The organism is Streptomyces sp. NPDC045022, assembly GCF_056432605.1.
Map to the genome: position 1 here is coordinate 7,136 of NZ_JBWKIR010000008.1, position 15,580 is coordinate 22,715.

Annotated in this window: 14 protein-coding genes; 5 read left to right on the forward strand and 9 right to left on the reverse strand. The window is 71.9% G+C overall.

Translation table 11 applies throughout. From position 1 onward, the window contains the following. From AC07C1_RS16280 to AC07C1_RS16290, 3 genes are all read right to left on the reverse strand, one after another. Positions 1 to 451, reverse strand: a 451-nt coding sequence (locus AC07C1_RS16280) for a hypothetical protein (RefSeq protein ID WP_478939480.1), incomplete at its 3' end; no start/stop codon positions are given. After that, positions 448 to 954 (reverse strand): sigma factor-like helix-turn-helix DNA-binding protein, encoded by a 507-nt coding sequence (locus AC07C1_RS16285; protein ID WP_478939482.1) that lies wholly within the window; start codon positions 952 to 954, stop codon positions 448 to 450. The genes AC07C1_RS16285 and AC07C1_RS16280, both read right to left, overlap by 4 nt. 130 nt (positions 955 to 1,084) lie before the next feature. Continuing rightward, positions 1,085 to 1,591 (reverse strand): MarR family winged helix-turn-helix transcriptional regulator, encoded by a 507-nt coding sequence (locus AC07C1_RS16290; RefSeq protein ID WP_478939937.1) that lies wholly within the window; start codon positions 1,589 to 1,591, stop codon positions 1,085 to 1,087. 162 nt (positions 1,592 to 1,753) lie between these two features. Between AC07C1_RS16290 and ilvA the strand changes: the two genes are divergently transcribed. Further along, the gene (ilvA, locus tag AC07C1_RS16295; protein WP_478939484.1) at positions 1,754 to 2,983 is read left to right on the forward strand and encodes a threonine ammonia-lyase; all 1,230 of its coding nucleotides are present in this window, start codon (positions 1,754 to 1,756) and stop codon (positions 2,981 to 2,983) included. A 195-nt stretch (positions 2,984 to 3,178) separates the two neighbouring features. Here the strand turns inward: ilvA and greA are convergent, their stop codons facing one another. Further along, entirely contained in the window at positions 3,179 to 3,679 is a 501-nt protein-coding gene (greA, locus tag AC07C1_RS16300) for a transcription elongation factor GreA (RefSeq protein WP_478939486.1), read from the reverse strand. A 202-nt stretch (positions 3,680 to 3,881) separates the two neighbouring features. Further along, on the reverse strand, positions 3,882 to 4,280 hold the full coding sequence (locus AC07C1_RS16305) for a DUF4307 domain-containing protein (RefSeq protein ID WP_478939488.1): 399 nt from the start codon (positions 4,278 to 4,280) through the stop codon (positions 3,882 to 3,884). Between the two features lie 170 nt (positions 4,281 to 4,450). Here AC07C1_RS16305 and mca point away from each other — a divergent pair, with 170 nt between their 5' ends. Next, positions 4,451 to 5,311: a mycothiol conjugate amidase Mca gene (mca, locus tag AC07C1_RS16310; RefSeq protein ID WP_478939939.1), complete on the forward strand. Its 861-nt coding sequence runs from the start codon at positions 4,451 to 4,453 to the stop codon at positions 5,309 to 5,311. Next, positions 5,304 to 5,567 (forward strand): hypothetical protein, encoded by a 264-nt coding sequence (locus AC07C1_RS16315; protein WP_478939490.1) that lies wholly within the window; start codon positions 5,304 to 5,306, stop codon positions 5,565 to 5,567. Before mca ends, AC07C1_RS16315 begins: the two co-directional genes overlap by 8 nt. Positions 5,568 to 5,673: 106 nt before the next feature. Here AC07C1_RS16315 and AC07C1_RS16320 read toward each other — a convergent pair whose 3' ends face one another. After that, complete coding sequence (locus AC07C1_RS16320; RefSeq protein WP_478939492.1) at positions 5,674 to 8,877, reverse strand: tetratricopeptide repeat protein; 3,204 nt, start codon at positions 8,875 to 8,877, stop codon at positions 5,674 to 5,676. Positions 8,878 to 9,104: 227 nt separating this feature from the next. Then, on the reverse strand, positions 9,105 to 9,476 hold the full coding sequence (locus AC07C1_RS16325; protein ID WP_478939494.1) for a hypothetical protein: 372 nt from the start codon (positions 9,474 to 9,476) through the stop codon (positions 9,105 to 9,107). A gap of 139 nt (positions 9,477 to 9,615) precedes the next feature. On the opposite strand from AC07C1_RS16325, the gene AC07C1_RS16330 reads away from it, so the two are divergent. Both AC07C1_RS16330 and AC07C1_RS16335 read left to right on the forward strand, forming a co-directional pair. Continuing rightward, positions 9,616 to 10,206 (forward strand): ArsR/SmtB family transcription factor, encoded by a 591-nt coding sequence (locus AC07C1_RS16330; RefSeq protein WP_478939495.1) that lies wholly within the window; start codon positions 9,616 to 9,618, stop codon positions 10,204 to 10,206. After that, entirely contained in the window at positions 10,187 to 12,220 is a 2,034-nt protein-coding gene (locus AC07C1_RS16335) for a thioredoxin domain-containing protein (protein WP_478939497.1), read from the forward strand. The genes AC07C1_RS16330 and AC07C1_RS16335 overlap by 20 nt, the downstream gene beginning before the upstream one ends. 641 nt (positions 12,221 to 12,861) lie before the next feature. Here the strand turns inward: AC07C1_RS16335 and AC07C1_RS16340 are convergent. Next, complete coding sequence (locus AC07C1_RS16340) at positions 12,862 to 14,058, reverse strand: glycosyltransferase (protein WP_478939498.1); 1,197 nt, start codon at positions 14,056 to 14,058, stop codon at positions 12,862 to 12,864. After that, positions 14,055 to 15,281 carry a glycosyltransferase family 2 protein gene (locus AC07C1_RS16345; protein ID WP_478939500.1) on the reverse strand — a complete coding sequence of 409 codons (1,227 nt, stop codon included), beginning with the start codon at positions 15,279 to 15,281 and terminating at the stop codon, positions 14,055 to 14,057. Before AC07C1_RS16345 ends, AC07C1_RS16340 begins: the two co-directional genes overlap by 4 nt. Positions 15,282 to 15,580: the final 299 nt, after the last annotated feature.

A 15,580-nucleotide genomic window follows, 5' to 3' on the forward strand; every position in this document is an offset into this window, starting at 1 on the left:
GGTCGGCCTGCTGTTCCACGGCGGTTCGCTGTTTGGGCTCGGCCTGCTGTGCCACGGCGACGTGCTGTCTCCGGTCGGCCTGCTGTTCCACGGCGGTTCGCCGTTTGGGCTCGGCCTGCTGTGCCACGGCGACGTGCTGTCTCCGGTCGGCCTGCTGTTCCACGGCGACGTGCTGTCTCCGGTCGGCCTGCTGTTCCACGGCGACGTGCTGTCTCCGGTCGGCCTGCTGTTCCACGGCGACGTGCTGTCTCCGGTCGGCCTGCTGCCTCACGGCGGTTCGCCGTCTCCGCTCGGCCTGCCGCTCCACGACGACTCGCTGTCCCCGGGTGACCGGCTGCCCCACGACAATTCGCAGCCCCCGGGTGACCCGCTGCCCCACGACGACCCGCTGCCCCCGGGTGACCCGCTGCCCCACGACGACCCGCTGCCCCCGGGTGACCCCCTGCCTCATGACGACGCCGCCTTCGCGCCCACCGTGCGCGCGGCGGGCGGACGTGCCGGATGCAGCAGGGCGGCCGTCGCGCGGTCGCAGATGGTCCGCACGCGTTCCATGGGCAGGCCGAGCAGCGCCGCCGCCTGTTCCTCGGCGACCCCCTCGTAGAGCCGTAGTACCAGGATCAGCCGCTCCTGCGGCGCGAGTGCGGCGAGCGGGTTGCGCGGATCCGGCCGCCGGGCGCGGCCGAAGGCGCCGTACCGATGCCAGGTCGCGCGCGCGAAGCGCGTGGCGAGGTACTGGCGCGCGCAGTCGTACGGATCCTCGCCGAGCAGCCGGTCCCAGCGGGCGTAGGTGTGGGCGAGGGTCAGTGTCAGCAGGCGCCGCGCGCGCGGGTTGGCGTCCGGTGCCTCCGCGGTGAGCAGCGTGGCGGTGTGCAGCAGGCGCCCGGCCGCCCCCGCGACGAATGCCTCGAACTCGCGCGCCCGGCGGGCACCGCGGGACACCTGTCGAGCACGCACCGCGCCTCCCCCGGAAGGGGCCCTGTCCGGTACGGGACAGGCGAACCGCGTACGACGCAGGACCCGGGTCTCATATGAGGCCAGCGGCGGCCCGGGGTCAAGAGTCCGGACCCCACCGGTACCGGCGGTCTCAGGAGGCCGGCGGCTGCTCCGCCGAGGGGACGCCCTGCACCGTCATCCGCGCGGACAGCGCGCCGTTGAAGCGGGTCAGGAGGGTGCAGAACTCCTCGCGCTCCTCCGGCGCCCAGTCGTGTGTCAGCTCGGCCATGAGCCGGCGTCTGGACGAGCGCACCTCCTCCAGCCGGGCGGCCCCGCGCGGGGACAGCTGGAGCACCACCGCACGCCCGTCCTCCGGGTGCGAGGTGCGCTTGACGAGCCCGGTGTCGACCAGGGGAGCCACCTGCCGGGTGACCGTCGAGGAGTCGATGCCCATGCTCGCCGCGAGCGCCTTGACGCCCATCGGCCCTTCCCGGTCGAGGCGGTTGAGCAGCAGATACGCGGCGCGGTCCATGGAGTTGCGCACCTGCCCGACGCCGCCGAGCCGGGTCTGTTCGGCGCGGCGGGCGAACACCGCCACCTCGTGCTGGAGGGTGTCGAGAAGACCGGTGTCACCGACGGTCGTCATGTCCATCGACATTTCAGGTGTTGTGGGCATGGCCGGAGGCTCGCTTCATGAAGGGCTGCTGGGTTGGGGGACAGGGTACGCGGCCCGGCGCCGGGCCGTACCGGCGCTGCGCAAACCGGTCTCGGAGCTTGGTCACACCCGTCGTGCGCGACTGTGAACTGCGATGCTGGGGTCATGAGCTACGGCACGGCTGACTCCTTGCGTTCCGTCACCCTCGACGATGTGCGCGGAGCGCAGAAGATGCTCTCGGGCGTCGCCCGGGTGACCGCGATGGAGGGCAGCCGGCACCTGTCCCAGCTGGTCGGCGCGCCGGTGCACCTCAAGTGCGAGAACCTCCAGCGGACCGGCTCGTTCAAGCTGCGCGGCGCCTATGTGCGCATCGCCGGGCTGCTGCCCGAGGAGCGGGCGGCTGGTGTGGTGGCGGCGAGTGCCGGGAACCACGCGCAGGGTGTGGCGCTGGCCTCCTCGCTGCTGGGCGTGCACTCCACGGTGTTCATGCCGAACGGCGCCCCGCTGCCGAAGATCAGTGCGACCCGGGAGTACGGCGCCGAGGTGCGCCTGCACGGCCAGGTGGTCGACGAGACGCTGGCGGCCGCCCAGGAGTACGCGGCCGAGACGGGTGCGGTGTTCATTCACCCCTTCGATCACCCGGACGTCATCTCCGGGCAGGGCACGGTCGGCCTGGAGATCCTGGAGCAGTGCCCGCAGGTGCGCACGATCGTCGTCGGCATCGGCGGCGGCGGGCTCGCGGCCGGCATCGCGGTGGCGGTGAAGGCGCTCCGGCCGGAGGTCAGGATCGTCGGGGTCCAGGCGGAGGGGGCCGCCTGCTACCCGCCCTCGCTCGCCGCCGGCCGCCCGGTGTCGCTGGAGAACCCGGCGACGATGGCCGACGGCATCAAGGTGGGTCGGCCGGGCGTGGTGCCGTTCGGGATCATCGGCGAGCTGGTCGACGAGGTGCGCACGGTCAGCGAGGACCAGCTGTCGGCCGCGCTGCTGCTGTGTCTGGAGCGGGCCAAGCTGGTCGTGGAGCCGGCCGGGGCGAGCCCGGTCGCGGCGCTGCTGTCGGCGCCGGACGCCTTCGAGGGACCGGTCGTCGCGGTGCTTTCCGGTGGCAACGTCGACCCGGTGCTGATGCAGCGCGTGCTGCGCCACGGCATGGCGGCGCAGGGCCGCTATCTGGCGGTTCGGCTGCGGCTGACGGACCGGCCGGGCGCCCTCGCCACGCTCCTCAAGGTGCTGTCGGGGATGGACGCGAACGTCCTAGACGTGAGCCACGTACGGACCGACCCCCGGCTCGGGCTCACCGAGGCGGAGGTGGAGCTGCACCTCGAGACGAAGGGCCCGGTGCACTGCGTCGAGGTCGGCCAGGCCCTGCGGGACGCCGGTTACACGGTCATCGACTGAGGCGGGGCCGCGTTCGGCAGGGGGATCGGCCTGTCGGTCCGCACTGCCGGGGCGGTCACGTCCCGCGGGCTGATCCGGCTGTCCGGGTCACGTTCCTCGCCGGCGCCCGCGGCCGCCACGTGACGGCATGGCGGCATGACGGAGCCCCCGGCGTCACGCGGACGCCGGGGGCTCGATGTCGACCGGGGGACTGGATCAGCCGGAGTACGGCACGGCCTTCAGGATCGTCACCGAGGCCTTCTTGCCGTTCGGCAGCTCGTACTCCGCGTCCTCGCCGACCTTGTGGCCGATCACACCCTTGCCGAGCGGGGACTGCGGGGAGTACGTCTCGATGTCGGCGCTCGCGTACTCGCGGGAGGCGAGCAGGAACGTCATGGTGTCGTCCTCGTCGCCGTCGAAGGCGATCGTGACGACCATGCCGGGCGCGACCGCGCCGTCCGCGGACGCGGGGGCCTCGCCGACCTGGGCGTTCTCGAGGAGCTGGGTCAGCTGGCGCACACGCAGCTCCTGCTTGCCCTGCTCCTCCTTGGCGGCGTGGTACCCGCCGTTCTCGCGCAGGTCGCCCTCCTCGCGCGCGGCCGCGATCTTGGCGGCGATCTCCGTGCGCGCAGGACCAGTAAGGTACTCAAGCTCGTCCTTGAGCTTGTTGTACGCCTCCTGGGTCAGCCAGGTGACGTTCTCGCTGGTCTGGGTCACAGGGTGCTCCTCGTCGGTACTGGGAATACAAAGCATCGCCCTACCCAGAAGAATGTTCCCTCATGGAAGGGCGAAACCACGAGCCTAACAATTCAACGGCGTAAGGGGGAGGACATAAGCCATCAGATTCACATCAACGCAGGTCAACGCCTACGCATTCCGGGTGAGGGCGGGGAGTGTCCGGCAGAGTGCGCGGAGGACGTCAGTCCGCGTGACAGCCCAGCAGCTCGGCCGTCGTCCCCTTGGCCGTCGTACGCAGCGTGACGACCTTGTCGACGCGCGTGGCCGACCCGGTGAAGCGGAAGTCCGCCCGGCCCACCTCGGCGCCGTCCGCCGCCTGGGAACGCAGGGTGCAGTAGCCGTCGGTGCCGGAGTCCTTGTGGACCTCCAGATGGACCTTGACCGCGTCGTCCGAGGCCTGGAAGGTGATCACCTGGGCGCTGATCTCGTTCCGTGCGACGTAGTGGTAGGCGAAGTAGCCGACCAGGGCGAGCAGGGCCGCGCCCAGCACCGCGCCGACGATCCTGAGCCCGCGGTCGGCGCGCTCGTCCGAGGAACGGCCGTATCGGCCCTCGGGCAGCCGCGTGCTCGCCGTACTCATGATCGTCCTCTCGGCCTGGGACGGGACGTATGTCTCGAATGGGGCCCCGGGGCCGGACCCCGGAATTATTCGCCACCCGATTCGGTCACTATAGAAGCCGCCGATCGCACCCCAGGACACCGGGGCGCCGACTTACCGAGGATTGAGTCTTGACTGACCAGCTGCGACTGATGGCCGTTCACGCGCACCCCGACGACGAGTCGAGCAAGGGCGCGGCCACCATGGCGAAGTACGTGTCCGAGGGGGTGGACGTGCTGGTGGTGACCTGCACCGGTGGAGAGCGCGGGTCCATCCTCAACCCCAAGCTGCAGGGCGACACGTACATCGAGGAGAACATCCACGAGGTACGCAAGAAGGAGATGGACGAGGCCCGGGAGATCCTGGGCGTCAAGCAGGAGTGGCTCGGCTTCGTCGACTCCGGTCTGCCCGAGGGCGACCCGCTGCCGCCGCTGCCCGACGGCTGCTTCGCCCTCGAGGACATCGACAAGGCGGCCGGCGAGCTGGTGAAGCAGATCCGCTCCTTCCGCCCGCAGGTGATCACCACCTACGACGAGAACGGCGGTTACCCGCACCCCGACCACATCATGACCCACAAGATCTCCATGGTGGCGTTCGAGGGCGCGGCGGACACCGAGAAGTACCCCGAGAGCGAGTACGGGGCCGCCTACCAGCCGCTGAAGCTGTACTACAACCAGGGCTTCAACCGCCCCCGCACCGAGGCCCTGCACCAGGCGATGCTCGACCGCGGCCTGGAGTCGCCGTACGGGGAGTGGCTCAAGCGCTGGAACGAGTTCGAGCGCAAGGAGCGGACCCTGACCACGCACGTTCCGTGCGCGGACTTCTTCGAGATCCGCGACAAGGCGCTGATCGCCCACGCGACGCAGATCGACCCCGAGGGCGGCTGGTTCAAGGTCCCGCTGGAGCTCCAGAAGGAGGTCTGGCCGACGGAGGAGTACGAGCTGGCGAAGTCCCTCGTCGACACCTCCCTCCCCGAGGACGACCTCTTCGCGGGCATCCGGGACAATGCCTGACATGAGCGCAAGCGTGAGCCTGGCAGTGACGCACCTCGTCCCCCTCGCCAAGGAGGTCGACCAGAACAAGGTCACCCCCGGCGTCCTCGGCTTCATCGTGTTCGCGGTGATGGCCCTGGCGGTGTGGGGCCTGATGAAGTCGATGAGCAAGCACATGCAGAAGGTCGACTTCAAGGAGGCGGACGCCTCCGGTGAGGAGGCCGGGGAGGCCGGCGAGGCCGAGGCCGTCGGCGGGGCGAGGCCGCGGCAGGGGTGAGGTTCCGGCGGCGGGCGTCCGGCACCGCCGCCCGCCACGCGTGGTCACCCGCCGCCGCGGCGCGCTGGAGCAGCGGCGTGCGGGAGCGGCGCTGTGCCGCTCCCGCTCACTGTGCCGCCGGTACGGTGACCCCCATCACCTCCCGCGCATGCCGGCTCGGCGTCATACCGAGCCGCCAGGCCTGCCAGCCTGCCTCCAGCTGGACACCCCGCTCCAGCAGCAGGGCGTACGCCGAGGCACAGTCGGCCAGTTTCTCGTCGCGCAGCGGATACGTGGCGCGGGTCAGTTGGGCCAGTTCCTCCTGGGCGACCGCCGTGCCCACCTCCACCCCGCCCGGCGCCGCGTAGGGCAGCAGGGTGCAGCGCAGGAAACGGGCCCAGTCCTCACCGCGCCGGTCACCGTAGGACGTGAACAGGGCGAGCGCCTCGTCGCACAGGGCCAGCGCCTGCTGCGTACGGGCGTTTCCCGCGTCGACCACCGCCAGCTCCAGGCAGGTCCACGCCTCGCCGTGGGCGACGCCGATGCGCTGGAAGTCGGCGCGGGCGTCCACGAGCAGCTGACGGGCGAAGCCGGAGTTGCGCAGCGAGCCGGTCTGCGCGGCCCGCTGGTCCCGGGTGACCCGGGCCGAGTGGTGACGGGCGCAGGCCAGGCCGTAGACATCCCGCATCCGGGAGAACATCGTGCGGGACCGCTCCAGGTCGCGCACCGCCTGATCCAGATCCCCAGCCTCCTCCAGCGCCTGCCCCAGGTAGAACAGCGTCCACGCCTCGCCGCGCGCGTCCTCGTTCTCCCGGTGCCGGACGGCGGCCTGCCTGAGGCCCTCCACGGCGACTGAGACATCGCCGTCCACCAGGCGGGCCCGGGCCAGCTGGGTCAGCGCCCAGGCCTCCCCGCGGGCGTCGTGCGTACGGCCGTACCGCTCCAGGGCGGCCCGCAGCTCCGTCTCCGCGCGCGGCACGTCACCCATGCGCAGGGCCAGCTGACCGAGCTGGAAGTGGGCCCAGGCCTCGCCGTGCACCGAGCCGCCCTCGTGGTGCAGGACCAGGGAACGGGTGAGCAGATCCAGGGCCTCCGCCAGGCGGGCACGGTCGCGCTGGACCGCCGCCAGCGCGTGCATCGTCCACGCCCGGTCCGTCGCCAGTTCCGGCGCCGCCTGCAGATCCAGCGCCTCCTGGAGCTTGGCCGCCGCCTCGGTGAGGTTGCCCTGGTGGTGCAGGGTGATCCCGAGGGAGGTCAGAGCGCGGGCGGCACCCGCGTCGTGGTGGGCCTCCCGGTACAGGTCCACGACCGAGGCCAGCGTGGTACGCGCCTTGTCCAGCTCGCCCAGCTGCCGGGCCGCGATACCGGTGCGCCACTGCACCGAGCGGACCAGCAGCCCCTCGTCCACGGCCTGCGCCAGCTCGCTGATCTCGCCGAGCCGGTACAGGTCGCCGCGCAGCAGGCAGTAGTCGCACAGCGCGCCGAGCAGGTTCAGCACGGCCGCCTGATTCACACCGTCGGCGTGGCGCAGGGCCGCCGTGATGAAGCTGGACTCGTCGTCCAGCCAGCGCAGCGCCTCGTCGAGGGAGGTGAAGCCGTGCGAGCCGAACTGGTTCGAGCGGGTCGACATGTTGCCGTCCACCAGGCGCAGCACCGAGTCGGCCAGCTCCGCGTAGTTCACGATCAGCCGTTCCTGCGCCGCCGCACGCTCGGCCGGGTCCTCCTCGTCCGCCAGCCGGGCCTGGGCGAAGGCACGCACCAGGTCGTGCAGCCGGTACCGGCTGCCGCGTACATGGTCGATCAGTCCGGCCCGGGCGAGCGCCCCCAGATGCCGGGCGGCCTCGGCCTCGTCCGTGGCGAGCAGGGCGGCGGCCGCCGCCGCGCCGAGCGAGGCACGCCCCGCGAGGGCGAGCCTTCTCAGCAGCCGGCGGGCGGGCTCCGGCTGGTCGGTGTAGCGCAGCCACAGCGCACGCTCCACCGGCTCCACCGGTCCGTACGCGTCCAGGTCCATGGCCAGCTGCCGTGGTGAGCGCGGTCCGAGCGCGGAGCCCGCGATCCGCAGCGCCAGCGGCAGCCCCCCGCACAACGCGCGGACCTGGCCGGCGGATTCGGCATCGTAGGGACCCGGCGATTCCTCGGCGGCCGCGCTCAGCAGCTCCTCGGCACCCGCCGCGTCCAGCGGTTCCACCGGCAGGTGGTGCACCCAGGCCGGGAGGTCCGCCGGCAGCGCCAGGGCCGCACGGGCGGTGACCAGGACCAGGCTGTCGGAACGCTCCGGCACCAGCGCTCGCACCTGGTCAGGGTCCCAGGCGTCGTCCAGCACGATCGTCACCGGCAGGCCCGTCAGATGCTGGTGATACAGCTCGCCGAGCCGCTTGACCTGCTGGTCGGGGGAGGAGCGCTCCCGGAACAGCAGCTGCTCGCGCGGCGCGCCCAGCCGGTTGAGCAAGTGCAGCAGGGCGTCCCGGGTGGCCAGCGGAGCCTCCTCCCGGCTGCCGCCGCGCAGATCGACGACCACCGCGCCGCGGAAGTGGTCCCGCAGATCGTGTGCCGCCCGCACCGCGAGCGTGGTCCGGCCCGAGCCGGGCTCGCCGTGCAGGACGACCACCGTCGGGCGGGTCTCGGTGGCCGCCCGGGCCGCCTGCGCCCACTGCCTGATCCGCCCCAGCTCCTGCCGCCGCCCGGCGAACGATCCGTCCGGCTGGGGCAGTTGGCCGAACGACTGCTCCAGCACCGTGCGCCTGCGCGCCGCCGCGCTCTTGTCCGTGCCGCGCAGTGCCGGGCCGCCCTTCTTCTTCGGGCCCGTGGAGGCGCTGAGCATCCGCTGCTGGTCGAGGAACGGGCGGATGCCCCGCACCTCCAGCGCGGTCAGCCACTGCAACCGCAGCTGCTCCGCCCCGCCCGGCTGGCCGGCCTGGCCCGCACGGTGATGAGCGGCCGGCAGATGCGACCCGGCCACCTTCACCACCGTGGCCGCGGCGCCCACCGCACCCACGACGGCACCGGCGCCGACGGCCGTACCGGTGCCGGTGCCGAGGGACAGGTCCGCCACCGCGGCGGCGAGCGCGCCAACAACCGCCACCAGCAGGGCCGTTCCGGCGCCCTCACGGGCGTAACGCTGTCCGAAGGTCAGTCGGCCGGCCTCGGCCTCGTCCAGCGCGCGCGTGTAGGCCTCGTACTCCTCGCCGGCCGACCCCGCCATCGCGTCCAGTGCGCCGCGCGCCCGCGACAGCAGCAGCTGACCGTCGATGCGTCCGCCCGAGCGCCGCACCTCCTCCTCAACGGCCCGCGCCAGCAGCCGCTCGGCCTCCGCCCGATGGTTGTCCCGCATGTCCCGTCCCCCTCCGGCGGCAACTCCGTCGCCTATGAGTGTCCTTCGGGGAAGCCGGGAGCGCGAGAGGTGGTGATCGAGGGGTGGTGTGCGGGGTGGAGCGGGTGGGCCACAACTCCTTTGCCCCCACGTGGCTTTCGGGAGGGTCCGGCGGGCAAGGGCTGGTGATGGCTCGAAGGGGTGTCCGGTGCCCACCGGTTGGGCAGGGCCCGCCGGCCGCAGCCCGCTCACCTCCGGGCCGCCCACCCCTTCGACAGCGCCAGGGCCACACACGCCCATGCCAGTGCCCCCTCCGCCACCGCGCACAGCAGGGCCTGGACCAGGGCGCCGCCGGCCTCAGCGGTCGTTATGTCGAACCAGGCGTCCAGCACGGCGACGGACGCTGTCGCGGAGGCGGTGAGCCGGGCCCGGGGGTCGCCTCGCAGGCCGAGCAGGGCCGTTGTGGCGCAGCCCGCCGCCATGAGCGCGTCCAGGCCGATCCAGGCCAGCGGCCAGTTGTCCACCTGGGTGCTGCCGGGCAGCGTCACGGCCAGCACCACCATCCACGGCACCAGCAGGACCGCCGCCGCGCCCACCACGCGCAGTGTCCACTTCCTCATCCCTGCCCCCTCTCTTTCCTCATCCCCTGCCCGCTCTTCCGTTCTCCGTGCCTCCACAGTAGACCGCAGAGAAAATTCTGCAAAGAAAACTCGGCAGACATCAGGGATGCCTCAGGGTTCTCAGGGTTACCGTGGCGGCATGACCGACGGCCTGCCCGAGATGACCAGCCTTGAGCGCACCGCTCTCTACAAGTCCCTCGGCAACCCCCTGCGCCGCCGGATCCTCGAATACCTCGGCCGGCACGGCGAGGCGAACTCCACCGTCCTCGCCCGCGAACTCGGTGAAAGCTCCGGCACCACCAGCTACCACCTGCGCAAACTCGCCGAGCAGGGACTCATCGAGGAGATCCCGGAGAAATCCGGCGGCCGCGAGCGCTGGTGGCGGGCGCTGCCCTTCCGGCACACCACGCCCGACCCGGCCACGATGACCGCCGAGGAGTACGCGGCCGCGGCCCAGCTCGCCCACCTCAAGATCGAGTTCGACACCGCCCTGTACCGCCGCGCCCACCAGGAGTACCGCGGCCCCGAGGGCTGGGCCCAGGTCCAGCGCCACGGCACCTGGATGACCAGGGAGGAACTGCTCGCCTTCATGCGGGACTACCACGCCCTGCTGGAGCGCTACGGCCACCCGCGCGAGGAGGCACCGCAGGAGGCGCGCCCGGTGCTGATGCGTTTCTACGCGGTGCCGGAGCCCGTGGGAGAGTGGAACGGTGAACCGACTGGCCCATGAGACGTCCCCGTATCTGCTCCAGCACGCCGACAACCCCGTCGACTGGTGGCCCTGGTCGGCCGAGGCCTTCGACGAGGCCCGCAAGACCAACAAACCCGTGCTGCTGAGCGTCGGGTACAGCAGCTGCCACTGGTGTCACGTCATGGCCCACGAGTCCTTCGAGGACCAGACCACCGCCGACTACCTCAACGAGCACTTCGTCAGCGTCAAGGTCGACCGCGAGGAGCGCCCCGACGTCGACGCCGTCTACATGGAGGCCGTGCAGGCGGCCACCGGGCAGGGCGGCTGGCCGATGACGGTGTTCCTCACCCCGGACGCCGAGCCGTTCTACTTCGGCACCTACTTCCCGCCCGCCCCCCGGCACGGCATGCCCTCATTCCGGCAGGTGCTGGAGGGCGTCCAGCAGGCGTGGAGCACGCGGTACGACGAGGTCAGCGAGGTCGCCGGGAAGATCGTGCGCGATCTCGCCCAGCGGGAGATCAGCCACCAGGGAGCCCAGCCGCCCGGCGAGCAGGAACTCGCCCAGGCCCTGCTCGGGCTCACCCGGGAGTACGACCAGCAGCGCGGCGGATTCGGCGGTGCGCCCAAGTTCCCGCCGTCCATGGTGCTGGAGTTCCTGCTGCGCCACCACGCCCGCACCGGAGCCGAGGGCGCGCTGCAGATGGCCCACGACACCGGTGAGCGCATGGCCCGGGGCGGTATCTACGACCAGCTCGGCGGCGGCTTCGCCCGCTATTCCGTCGACCGGGACTGGATCGTGCCCCATTTCGAGAAGATGCTCTACGACAACGCCCTGTTGTGCCGCGTCTACGCGCACCTGTGGCGGGCCACCGGCTCCGGCCTCGCCCGGCGGGTCGCCCGGGAGACCGCCGACTTCCTGGTGCGCGAACTGCGCACGACCGAGGGCGGATTCGCCTCGGCCCTCGATGCCGACAGTGACGACGGCTCGGGCAGGCACGTCGAGGGGGCGTACTACGTCTGGACGCCCGAGCAGCTCACCGCCGTCCTCGGCGAGGACGACGGCCGACTCGCCGCCCAGTACTTCGGGGTGACCGCGGAAGGCACCTTCGAGCACGGGCAGTCCGTCCTGCAACTCCCGCAGACCGACGGCGTGTTCGACGCCGAGAAGGTCGAGTCCGTCAAGAGCCGGCTGCTGCGGAAGCGGGCCGAGCGTCCCGCGCCCGGACGGGACGACAAGGTCGTCGCCGCCTGGAACGGCCTCGCGATCGCCGCGCTCGCCGAGACCGGCGCCTACTTCGACCGGCCCGACCTGACCGAGGCCGCCCTCGGCGCCGCCGACCTCCTCGTCCGCGTGCACCTGGACGAACACGGCCATCTCGCCCGGACCAGCAAGGACGGCCGGGTCGGGCCCAACGCCGGCGTCCTGGAGGACTACGCCGACGTCGCCGAAGGCTTCCTCGCGCTCGCCTCCGTGACCGGGGAGGGCGTCTGGCTGGACTTCGCCGGACTGCTCCTCGACCACGTGGTCGCCCGCTTCACCGACCCGGAGACCGGTGCCCTGTACGACACCGCCTCCGACGCCGAACGGCTCATCCGCCGGCCCCAGGACCCCACCGACAGCGCCACCCCCTCCGGCTGGACCGCCGCGGCCGGCGCGCTGCTGAGCTACGCCGCGCACACCGGCTCCGAGCCCCATCGGACCGCCGCGGAGCGGGCCCTGGGTGTCGTCAGGACGCTCGGGCCGCGCGTGCCCCGGTTCGTCGGCTGGGGGCTGGCCGTCGCGGAGGCGCTGCTGGACGGGCCGCGGGAGGTGGCGGTCGTCGGACCGGCCCTGGACGACGAGAGGGCGGCCGGCCTGCATCGCACGGCGCTTCTGGGGACGGCCCCGGGAGCTGTCGTCGCCTACGGCATCCCGGGCAGCGACGAGTTCCCGCTCCTCGCCGACCGCACCCTCACCGACGGTGCGCCGACCGCGTACGTCTGCCGCGGCTTCGTCTGCGACCTGCCGGTGACGGACCCGGAGGCCCTGAAGGCGAAACTGACTCGGCCCTGACACCCTGCCCGACCACCTCCTGACCGCGGTCTCCACCGACTGAGCACCAAAGCCAGGACGCCCGGCCGACAGGCTGACGGGGTCCGGCCGACGCGGGTCCGGCCGACGCGGGTTGGGCCGACGGGGTCAGATTCGGCGGGGCCGAACCGGCGGGGTGGGGCTGACGGGGCCGGATCGGCGGGCCGGATTGCGCGCCGAGCCGGCGGATGCCGGGGCAGGACCGCTAGGGCCTCTCGTTTGGATCATGCCGGGCTCGCGGTGCATGATCCAAACAAAAGGCCCTGGATGCAGAGCTGAGCCGCCCGGCCGGGCTGAGCCCGACGCCGGGTTGAGCCGCCCGACACCGGGCTGAGTCGTCCGGCCGGGCTGAGTCCGACGTCGAGCCGAGCCCGCCGACGCCGGGTTGAGCCGCCGGACGCAGAGAACCGAGCCGCTCGACGCCGAGCCGAGCCGCCCGGCCCCGGGCTGAGCCGCCGGAGGCAAAGCTGAGCCACCCGGCGCAGGGCCGGCTCACCCGACGCCCGGCCGAACGCGCCGCCCGGCCGAACGCGCTGCCCGGCCGAACGCGCTGCCCGGCCGAGCCCCCCGACGCCCGGCCGAACGCGCTGCGGCCGAACGCGCTGCCCGGTGTTGGCCGGTTCTCAGCCGAGTGGGTCCGGTACCGGGTTCGGTATCGGCTCCAGGGTGGTGTCCGGGGCGGGTGTTGTGAGGGGGCGTGTGCTCAGGCGCCGGTACAGCCAGCGGTCCACGGCGAGGAAGCGGGCCGAGAAGACGATCGCCATGCTGAGCGCGGTCGCGGGCAGCGCCGTCATTCCCGCGCCCGCGATGAGCAGCGCGGCGAGCGGGATACGGGCGACGAGGTCGGCGTTGCCCACCGCCGCGAAGGTGAGCAGCCGTACCGCGCGCCGGTGATGGCGGCGCTGGTTGCGGTAGACGAAGGAGTCGATCAGGGCGAAGTTCCACAGCAGCCCGGCCTGGTTGGCGATGATCTCGGCCGGTGCGTAGGGCAGGCCGGGAGCCGTCGTGGTCAGGAGCCACAGCAGGGCGAGGTTGGGGACGAAGCCGGAGAGGCCGATCAGCCCGAAGACGACGGCGCGGGCACGCGGGTCCGCGGTGCGCAGGGTGATCAGATGGCGCAGGAAGCGCAGGCCCTCCCGCGCGGTGGACTTGGAGGCGCCCGCGTGCCGCTCGCCGAAGGCGTACGGCACCTCGGCGATACCGCGCGGGCGGGACCGTACCGCCAGCTCCAGCAGGATCTTGTAGCCGAGCGGCTGGAGACCCTCGTCCTCGGCGGCGGCCCGGTCCACCGCCGTGCGGCGGATGGCGAAGAAACCGCTCATCGGGTCGGTGAGTCCGCTCAGCGCGTGCGGGAAGAGGGACTTGGTCAGCAGCGTCGACGAGCTGGAGACCAGTTTGCGGTAGCCGCCGGCCAGACCGCCCCGGTTGCCGCCCGCGGCATAACGGCTGGCGACGACCAGCTCCGCGCCGCTCGACTCACCCCGCGCGATCAGCTCGGATATCAGCTCCGGCGGATGCTGGAGGTCGGCGTCGATGACGACGATCCAGGGCGCGGAGGCACGGGCGAAGCCCTCGACGACCGCGCCGCCCAGACCGCCTACGGGTTCGGGCCGATGATGCAGCACCACGGGGAGGGGGCAGTGCGCCGCCTCCTTCTCGATCACCGCGCAGGTGTGGTCGGTGGAGTCGTCGGCGAAGACGACCTCGGCGCGGATGCCGTCCGGGACGGCGGCGGCGATACGGGTGAGCAACGCGTGGATGTTGTCGGCTTCGTTGAAGGTCGGGACGACGACCGACACATGGGCGGGCAACGCCGTCACTGGGCCTCCTGGGGTCGCGGGTGCTGGACGGGAAGGTGGGCGCCGACGTGGGAGGTCAGCTCCCAGTCGTGGCGCCCGGTGTACTCGCGCCACACGGCGCGCAGCGCGGCGGCCGCCAGGATCACCGCGTACAGCGGACCGCCGGCGATGAGTTTGACGTAGTGCCGGAAGCCGATGCGGAAGCCGTACTCACGGCCGAAGTCGTGCAGGGCCACGGCCTCGAAGACCACCATGGCGGCCATCGGGATCATGGGCAGCCAGGCGAACAGCGAGAAGGGCAGCGGTACGCCGCCGATCAGCGCGGCCAGCAGGCCGATCGGGATCATCACACCGGTTGCGGCCTGCACGAACGGGGTGCTCAGCGTGTAGCGGGCGAGCAGGCGCTGGCCGAAGCCGGGCAGCCGGCGCCATTCGCCCTTGCGCAGCACCTGCAGGAAGCCCTGGTTCCAGCGGGTGCGCTGCTTGTACAGGCCCTTGAGGGAGTCGGGTGTCTCCTCGCGGGTGACGAGCGCGGAGTGGTAGGCGACGACTACCTTGGCGCCTCCGCTGGACAGCCGCACGCCCAGGTCGCAGTCCTCGGCGAGGCAGTCGCCGTCCCAGCCGCCGGTCTGCCGCAGCAACTCGGAGCGGACGAAGACGGTGTTGCCACCGAGCGGGATGAAGCCCTTGCGGGCGTGCAGGTGCAGCCGGCTGCGGAACCAGAAGAAGTACTCCAGGCAGTTGCGCAGGCTGTACCAGCTGCTCTGGTAGTTGATCAGCTGTACGCCGCCCTGGACGACGTCGGCGTTCTCGCGCCGGAAGGCGAAGTCGACGTGGCTGAGCAGCTCGGGGTGGACGACGTCCTCGGCGTCGAAGACCCCGATCACCTGGCCGCGGGCGTGCGGCAGGGCGGTGTTGAGGGCGCGCGGCTTGTTCTTCACCTCGTGGGTGTCGACGACCGTGCGGACCTTCTCCGGGTGCTCCTCGGCGAGTTGGTGGGCGATGGCGGCGGTGCCCGGGTCGTCATGGCCGACGATCACGAGGATCTCGTAGGACGGATGGTCCATGCGGAGCATCTGCTCGACCGTGTGCCGCAGGACGGTCTCCTCGTGCCGGGCCGGCACCAGCAGTGAGAAGGACAGCCCGGCCTTGCCGTCGGGCTCGGCGAACGCCGTCGACTGCAGTGTCTCCGGGGTGCGCCAGGCATGGAGCATCCACCACAGCGTGACACCGGCGGCGAACATGAGAATGATTGAATCTATGAACAGGACAGCGGAGACCACGAATTCCCCCCTCGGTTCCCTGGTCTTCCTGGTACTCGCGTTCTGGGCAGCGATCGTCCGGCCCATCTCCCCCCGGGCCGCTTCGGACGGTACTTCCCCCCGGACTTCCAGGGGATTTCCCTCGTGATCGGAAAACGATCGCAGCGCGCTTTCCAGCGAAGTTAGCAGGTTCTGCATTTCCCCGGCAATGTGGCCTCCGTCCACGAGCGGAGTCCTAGGTTCCGCACATACGGGTGGTCGACCTGTGCCATGATGCTGCG

What these genes read in the sequence shown, in the direction of transcription:
- AC07C1_RS16290 (WP_478939937.1), bottom strand. Translation starts at nt 1,591, where the DNA reads ATGTCGATGGACATGACGACCGTCGGTGACACCGGTCTTCTCGACACC.
- ilvA (WP_478939484.1), top strand. Translation starts at nt 1,754, where the DNA reads ATGAGCTACGGCACGGCTGACTCCTTGCGTTCCGTCACCCTCGACGAT.
- AC07C1_RS16305 (WP_478939488.1), bottom strand. Translation starts at nt 4,280, where the DNA reads ATGAGTACGGCGAGCACGCGGCTGCCCGAGGGCCGATACGGCCGTTCC.
- mca (WP_478939939.1), top strand. Translation starts at nt 4,451, where the DNA reads ATGGCCGTTCACGCGCACCCCGACGACGAGTCGAGCAAGGGCGCGGCC.
- AC07C1_RS16315 (WP_478939490.1), top strand. Translation starts at nt 5,304, where the DNA reads ATGCCTGACATGAGCGCAAGCGTGAGCCTGGCAGTGACGCACCTCGTC.
- AC07C1_RS16320 (WP_478939492.1), bottom strand. Translation starts at nt 8,877, where the DNA reads ATGCGGGACAACCATCGGGCGGAGGCCGAGCGGCTGCTGGCGCGGGCC.
- AC07C1_RS16325 (WP_478939494.1), bottom strand. Translation starts at nt 9,476, where the DNA reads ATGAGGAAGTGGACACTGCGCGTGGTGGGCGCGGCGGCGGTCCTGCTG.
- AC07C1_RS16330 (WP_478939495.1), top strand. Translation starts at nt 9,616, where the DNA reads ATGACCGACGGCCTGCCCGAGATGACCAGCCTTGAGCGCACCGCTCTC.
- AC07C1_RS16345 (WP_478939500.1), bottom strand. Translation starts at nt 15,281, where the DNA reads ATGTTCGCCGCCGGTGTCACGCTGTGGTGGATGCTCCATGCCTGGCGC.